The sequence below is a fragment of the Streptomyces sp. NPDC057543 genome, assembly GCF_042801895.1.
In the GTDB taxonomy this organism is placed as follows: Bacteria; Actinomycetota; Actinomycetes; order Streptomycetales; family Streptomycetaceae; genus Streptomyces.
In genome coordinates, this window is sequence record NZ_JBHVFF010000021.1 from 41,205 (window position 1) to 48,102 (window position 6,898).

5 protein-coding genes are annotated in these 6,898 nt (G+C 71.9%); all 5 read left to right on the top strand.

Annotated elements, in window-relative coordinates:
• Positions 1-77 precede the first annotated feature (77 nt).
• The 5 genes from ACFU8Q_RS06455 to moeZ all read left to right on the top strand — a co-directional run bounded on the left by ACFU8Q_RS06455 (position 78) and on the right by moeZ (position 6,753).
• Positions 78-1,952 carry a DUF3492 domain-containing protein gene (locus ACFU8Q_RS06455; protein WP_384448627.1) on the top strand — a complete coding sequence of 625 codons (1,875 nt, stop codon included), beginning with the start codon at positions 78-80 and terminating at the stop codon, positions 1,950-1,952.
• 319 nt (positions 1,953-2,271) lie between these two features.
• Entirely contained in the window at positions 2,272-3,468 is a 1,197-nt protein-coding gene (locus ACFU8Q_RS06460) for a hypothetical protein (protein ID WP_384448630.1), read from the top strand.
• A 207-nt stretch (positions 3,469-3,675) separates the two neighbouring features.
• Positions 3,676-4,641, top strand: coding sequence for an NAD-dependent epimerase/dehydratase family protein (locus ACFU8Q_RS06465; protein ID WP_384448633.1), 966 nt, complete (start codon positions 3,676-3,678; stop codon positions 4,639-4,641).
• Complete coding sequence (locus ACFU8Q_RS06470) at positions 4,629-5,489, top strand: spherulation-specific family 4 protein (protein ID WP_384448636.1); 861 nt, start codon at positions 4,629-4,631, stop codon at positions 5,487-5,489. The genes ACFU8Q_RS06465 and ACFU8Q_RS06470 overlap by 13 nt, the downstream gene beginning before the upstream one ends.
• Before the next feature lie 85 nt (positions 5,490-5,574).
• Positions 5,575-6,753 carry an adenylyltransferase/sulfurtransferase MoeZ gene (moeZ, locus tag ACFU8Q_RS06475; protein ID WP_114246509.1) on the top strand — a complete coding sequence of 393 codons (1,179 nt, stop codon included), beginning with the start codon at positions 5,575-5,577 and terminating at the stop codon, positions 6,751-6,753.
• The last annotated feature ends 145 nt before the right edge of the window (positions 6,754-6,898 follow it).

A 6,898-nucleotide genomic window follows, 5' to 3' on the forward strand; every position in this document is an offset into this window, starting at 1 on the left:
GTATCCGCTTACGGTCGTCCCGCTGTGAGTCGCCATTTCAACGGCGGCCGCCCACAAGGGAGATCGGGGGTGCACTCGTGCGGATCGGACTCCTCACCGACGGTGGTTATCCGTATGCGACCGGTGAGTCCAGGCTCTGGTGCGACCGTCTGGTGCGCGGACTCGCGCAGCACGAGTTCGATCTCTTCGCGCTCAGCCGCTCCGCCGAGCAGGAGGAGCGGGGCTGGGTTCCGCTCCCGACGCAGGTCGGCCGGGTGCGGACGGCACCGCTGTGGGCGGCCGACGAGGACATCCCGGGCACCCGCGTCCCCAAGGGTTTGCTCGCCCGGATGATGACGGGCGGCGGCGGGCGCTCGTACGGGCGGCGCGAACGACGGCGCTTCACAGCGCACTTCACGGCTCTCGTGACCTCGGTCTGTGCGGCGGGGGCGACGGGTGAGGTGCGTGCGGCCGGGGCGGTGCCCGCGACGGACGGTGGCGAAGACGTGAGCGGGAGCGTGGTTCCCTGCGAACGGAGTGAACAAGGACGTGCGGGGCTCGCGTCCGCCGGTGCGGCGGACGCGCAGTTCACGGAGGGGCTCTACGGGCTCGCCGAACTGGCCCGCGAACACGGGGGACTTCCCGCGGCGCTCCGCTCCGAAACCGCCGTACGTGTACTCGAAGCCGCCTGCCGTGCCCCGGGCACCGGGCGCACCGTCCAGACCGCTACCGTCCCCGACCTCCTCGCCTTCGCCCGGGAGCTCGACCGGGTGCTGCGTCCGCTCTCCCTCGACTGGTACGGCGAGGAGAGCCTCGGCGCGGTCGACCTCTGCCACGCCACATCCGGCGGCGCCGCCGCTCTGCCGGGACTGCTGGCCAAACGCTTCTTCGGGGTCCCGCTGCTCGTCACCGAGCACGGCGTGAGGCTGCGGGCGCACTACCTGGCCGCCGCCGACACGTCTCTGAGTGCGCCGGTACGCGCCCTGCTGGCCGGTTTCCATGGACGGCTCGCCGCCGAGGTGTACCGGCAGGCTGAGATCCTCGCCCCCGGTGACACGCACGCCCGCCGCTGGCAGGAACGGTGCGGTGCCGAGCGCGAGAAGCTGCGCACCCTCTACCCCGGCATGGAATCGGACCGGTTCACGGCGCTGGGGGAGAGCGGCGACAGCGGTCCCGACGACACCCTGGTCTGGGTCGGCCGGATCGAGCCCGCCAAGGACCTGATCGCGCTGCTGCACGCCTTCGCGGAGGTACGGAAGGCCGAACCGGGCGCCCGGCTGCGGATCATCGGTGCGGCGGCGCAGGGTCCGGAGGGGGTCACGTACCTCGCGCACTGCCGGGCGCTCGCCGCCCAGTTGTTCCCCGACGAGGCCACGGACGCGCACGCCGTCGGCGACAACCCGGTCTCCTTCGAGGACATCGGCGGCGCCGAGGTGCCGGGTCTGCCGGAGGCCTATGGGGCGGGCGGGGTCGTCGTCCTGTCCAGCGTGGTCGAGGGCTTCCCCGTCGGTCTCGTCGAGGCGATGTTCTGCGGACGGGCGACGGTGTCGACGGACGTCGGCGCGGTGGTCGAAGTCATCGGCGGCACCGGGCTCGTGGTGCCCCCGCGCAACCCGAAGGCGCTCGCCGACGCCTGCCTCGCGCTGCTGCGCGACCCGGAGCGCCGTGCACGGCTCGGAGCGGCGGCGCGCGCCCGCGCGCTCGAACTTTTCACCGTTGAACAGAACCTCGCGGCATATCGCGGCATCTACCTGGAGCTGATCTCGCACGCCCCGGTGCGCAGGGAGGCCGACGCGGTGGACGCCGACGGCGGACCGCGCCCCTTCGCCACCCCGCCGGAGGCACAGGTCCTGGGCCCGTGGACGGCCTCGGGCGCCGGCGCGTCACGGCCGGTCGACCGCACACCCCGCTCGGCCGCCGAGCTCCCGGCCGTCTGCGCGGGAGCGCGGGGAGCAGGTGGCGGCGATGCGTGAACAGGGAACGGACCGGCCGGGTCGCAGTGACGGAGCGGGACGGTCCGACGCAGTCGGCGACGATCACGGAAGAGAGACGATGGGCCGCCCGACCGAGGTGTCCGACGCACCCGCCCCGCCGTCCAATGGCGGGAGCTGGGACCTTCGCTCCCGGGCCCTGGTCTCCGGGACCGCCGTTGAGGAAGTCGCAGCGGAGGACACCACTGCAGAGAACACCGCCGCGGAGGTAACCGCCGCAGAGGATGGCGCTACGGAACAGGCCGGGCCGGCCACCACGGAACGGGCCGTGACGGGGCAAGTCCCCAAGGAGCCGGCTGCCATGGTGGACCGAGCCCCCGAGGAGCGGGCCGCCACAGGGAGCGCCGCCGAAGTGCGGGCCGCCGCGCCCCGGGCCCCCGAGATCGCGGGTGCCGCTCCGGCGCGCAAGCTCACGGCCTCGCGCCGCGGCCCCGCCGACCCCGTGAGATCGCTGATGCACCGCCATCGTGAGCTGTGCGAGCGCGCCGTAGATCCGCTGGAGATCGCCGCCGGGCTCGAAGCCCACGGTGTCACCGACCGCGCTGCCGCCCGCTACCGGCACCGCGACGTCTTCTCGCTCGCCGAGGAACTCTTCGCCCGGGTACCCACCGTGGCGGGGGAGCCCGCGACAGGGCTCCGCGCGCCGGAGCGTGATACCGGGACACGCGCCGCCTGGTCGCTCCGCGCGCTGGCGCCGGGCGCCGCCTGCATCGCGACCGCAGGCGCTCTGAGGCTCACCGAGGGGACACTCGGCGGTCAGGGACGGCTCGCGATCGCCCTCACCGGAGGGCTTGTCGCGCTCGTCGGCCTCGCCCTGAGCCTGCGCAGCGGTCCCCTGCACGCCGTGGGCGGCTCCTCGGGCACCGCCCATGTGTACGGCTGCTGGCTCCTCGGCTATGTCCTGTACGGCGACGCGCTGCTCGACCAAGTGCTCAGCGGTGGCCCCGAAGGCTCCTGGACAGTCACCCCCGCACCGCTGCTGGGGCTGGCGCTCTCCGTCGCCCCGGCCGCCTGGTGCGCGCACCTCTTCTCCGTACACGCACACCGCAAACTGATCGGAAGCCGCGCACTGGAGGAGTTCGCCGCAGGTGTGCGCCCGCTGCTGTTCGGAGCCGTCGCGCTCCACCTGTGCGCCCTCGCCGGTCTGCTCTACCTCGCGCATCTGGGATACGGGGGCGGTGGCCCCTTCGTGGGGGCGGCCGCGCTCGGGATGCTGCTCCTGTTGGCCCGGTTGTTGGCCGTGCACGGCTTCCCCGAACCCGCCACCGCCGGACTCGCCGGCGCCTGCGCCGTCGAAGCGCTGGCACCCGCCCTGGTCCTGGCCGGACGGCTGCCCGGCCTGCACTTCCTCGCCCGCCCCGTCGATGCCCTGGTCATGGCGGCAGGCACCGGAGCCGTACCCGCCCTCGCCTGTGGGGCGGCCGCGCTCGGGCTGCTGATCACCGCCGCCGTCCTGCTGTCCAGGGCATCCGCCCACGTAAGAACCACCCCCACGTAAGCCCCTCGAAGAAGAACCACCCCCATATGAACCACGCCTACATGAACCACCCACATGCCCCGCGCATGAACCACCCACAGGCACCACGGAGCCGACGCCGCGGGCGCGTTCCTCGTACCGCACCACACACTTCCTCAAGGAGACACCGGACATGACCCCCGAATCCCCCGCACCGGCAGCCCGCCGTCGGCACCGAGGGGGCACGCGATGAGGGTGCTGCTGCTCGGAGCCAATGGATTCCTCGGCCGGTTCGTGGCCGACCGCCTGCTCGCCGACCCCGCCGTGCATCTCACGGCGCTCGGCCGCGGCGACGACGCCGACGTGCGGTTCGACCTCGCCGGCGGCAGCCCCGGCGCGCTGACCCGCTTCCTGGACGCCGTCCACCCCGGCGTCGTCGTCAACTGCGCGGGCGCCACCCGCGGCGGGGCCCGCGATCTGACCCGCCACAACACGGTCGCCGTCGCCACCGTCTGCGAGGCGATGCGGCGCAGCGGCTGCACTGCCCGGCTCGTCCAGGTCGGCTGTTCGTCGGAGTACGGGCCCTCGCAGCCCGGCTCATCGACCGCGGAGGACGCGATTCCGCGCCCCGGCGGCCCGTATGGCGTCAGCAAGCTCGCCGCCACCGAACTCGTCCTCGGCTCCGGGCTCGACGCGGTCGTGCTGAGGGTCTTCTCCCCGGTCGGCCCCGGCACCCCCGCCGGATCCCCGCTCGGCAGGCTCGCCGAGGCGATGCGCCGGGCCATGCAGTCCGGTGACGGCGAACTGAAGCTCAGCGGCCTCGGCGTGCAGCGCGACTTCGTCGACGTACGTGATGTCGCGCGCGCCGTGCACGCCGCCTCGCTCTCCGCGGCGCAGGGCGTCGTCAACATCGCCACCGGCCGCGCCGTGCGGCTCCGGGACGCGGCCTCCGTCCTCGCCAGGGTCGCCGGATACGCGGGCGCGCTCCACGAGCTCGACGCGCCCCCGCCCCGGCTGCCCATCGGCGCCCCGCGGTCCTCGACCGAGTCGGTCGTCGAGCACCTCTCGGCAACCCCGTCCCCCTACCCGGACGGCTGCGGCGCCTGGCAGCAGGCCGACGTCCGTACCGCCAGGGACCGGCTCGGCTGGCGCCCCCGGATCAATCTGGAGGAGTCCCTGGCCGACATCTGGATGGAGGCGGCGTGCCGTATCTGACCTCCACCGGCACCGCCCGCCGGACCGGCGGCGCCGAGCAACTCGGCTTCGGCGTCCCCGGTTACGCGCATCCGCTGCTCGCCCCCACCGAGTGGGCCGAGCTCATCCGCCCCGGCACCCCGCTGCACTGGGCGGTCCTCAACATCGACGACGGCCCGGGTGTCCGCCCCGACCCGCACTGTCTGGAGGCCGCGGGCCGGCTCCGCAATGCCCGGGAACGGGCCGTGCACGGTGAGACCCCGCAGGACTCCGCCCGGGCCGCGGGTGGCCGGCTGCTCGGCCATCTCGATCTGGCCTACGGCAGCCGCTCCTTCGGGGAGCTGATCGCCGACGCGCAGTCCTTCCTCGACTGGTACCGCGTCGACGGCTTCTATCTCGGCCGGTGCCCGGCCGGCCGTGCCGAACTGCCGGCCGTCCGCCGTCTCACCGGCACACTCGCCACGCTCCTCGAACACGACGAAGGCAGGGAGGGACACGGGCCGCTGGTGCTGGGGCTGGGCACCCATCCGCATCCGGGCTACGCCGAGGCCGCCGACCAGCTGGTCACCTTCTCCGGCCCCTGGACCGACTACCGCTGGTCACAGGTGGCGGAGTGGACCGCCGCCTATCCGCCGGAGCGGTTCGCGCACTTCGTCCACGGCGTTCCGCGCACTCATCTCGAAGAGGCCATGCGCATCGCCCGCTGGCAGGGCGCGGGCACGATCTTCTTCACGGACCGGGACGGGCGGCACGGGCGGGACGGACAGCACGGGCGGGACGGGCGGCACGGACAAACCGATCCATTCGCGGTGCTGCCCGGGTACTGGGACGAAATCGTCTCGCGGATCGGACCGGGTATCTCGGAATGAGAAGCGGCGTGGCAGTGTTACGGCAAGAACAACCGTACGTAGCTGAAGTACGTAGAAACCGACCACCTGCATTGTTGAGGTTCCTGTGTCGCTGCCACCCCTGGTCGAGCCAGCTGCTGAGCTCACCGTCGACGAGGTCCGCAGGTACTCCCGCCACCTGATCATCCCGGATGTGGGGATGGACGGGCAGAAGCGGCTGAAGAACGCGAAGGTGCTCTGTGTCGGAGCCGGTGGTCTCGGTTCGCCGGCCCTGATGTACCTGGCCGCCGCCGGTGTCGGCACGCTCGGCATCGTGGAGTTCGACGAGGTCGACGAGTCGAACCTGCAGCGCCAGATCATCCACAGCCAGGCCGACATCGGCCGTTCCAAGGCCGAGTCCGCCAAGGACTCGGTGCTGGGCATCAACCCGTACGTGAACGTGGTCCTTCACGAGGAGCGGCTCGAAGCCGACAACGTGATGGACATCTTCGCCCAGTACGACCTGATCGTGGACGGCACGGACAACTTCGCCACCCGCTATTTGGTCAACGACGCAGCCGTACTGCTGAACAAGCCGTACATCTGGGGCTCGATCTACCGGTTCGACGGCCAGGCGTCCGTCTTCTGGTCCGAGCACGGCCCCTGCTACCGCTGCCTCTACCCGGAGCCGCCCCCGCCGGGCATGGTTCCCTCCTGCGCCGAGGGCGGCGTGCTCGGGGTGCTCTGCGCCTCGGTCGGATCCATCCAGGTCACCGAGGCCATCAAGCTGCTCGCCGGTATCGGCGACCCGCTGGTCGGCCGGCTGATGATCTACGACGCCCTGGAGATGCAGTACCGCCAGGTCAAGGTCCGCAAGGACCCCGACTGCGCGGTCTGCGGCGAGAACCCGACCGTCACCGAGCTCATCGACTACGAGGCCTTCTGCGGTGTCGTGTCCGAGGAGGCCCAGGAGGCGGCGCTCGGCTCCACGATCACTCCGAAGCAGCTCAAGGAGTGGATCGACGCGGACGAGAAGATCGAGATCATCGACGTCCGTGAGCCGAACGAGTTCGAGATCGTCTCGATCCCCGGCGCCCGGCTCATCCCGAAGAATGAGTTCCTGATGGGCAACGCCCTCCAGGACCTCCCGCAGGACAAGCGCATCGTCCTGCACTGCAAGACCGGTGTCCGCAGCGCCGAGGTCCTCGCGGTCCTCAAGTCGGCGGGCTTCGCAGACGCGGTACACGTGGGCGGTGGCGTGATCGGCTGGGTCAACCAGATCGAGCCCGAGAAGCCGGTGTACTGAGCCGGTGCGTACCGAGCCGGTGCACTGAATCGGTGTTCTGAGCCGCTGGTGTTCTGAGCCGCTGGTGTACCGAGTTCTTGGTGTACGGGGTCCTTGGTGTACCGGGTACGAACGCTTCGAAGGGGCCGGTCCGCGTGTTGCGGAC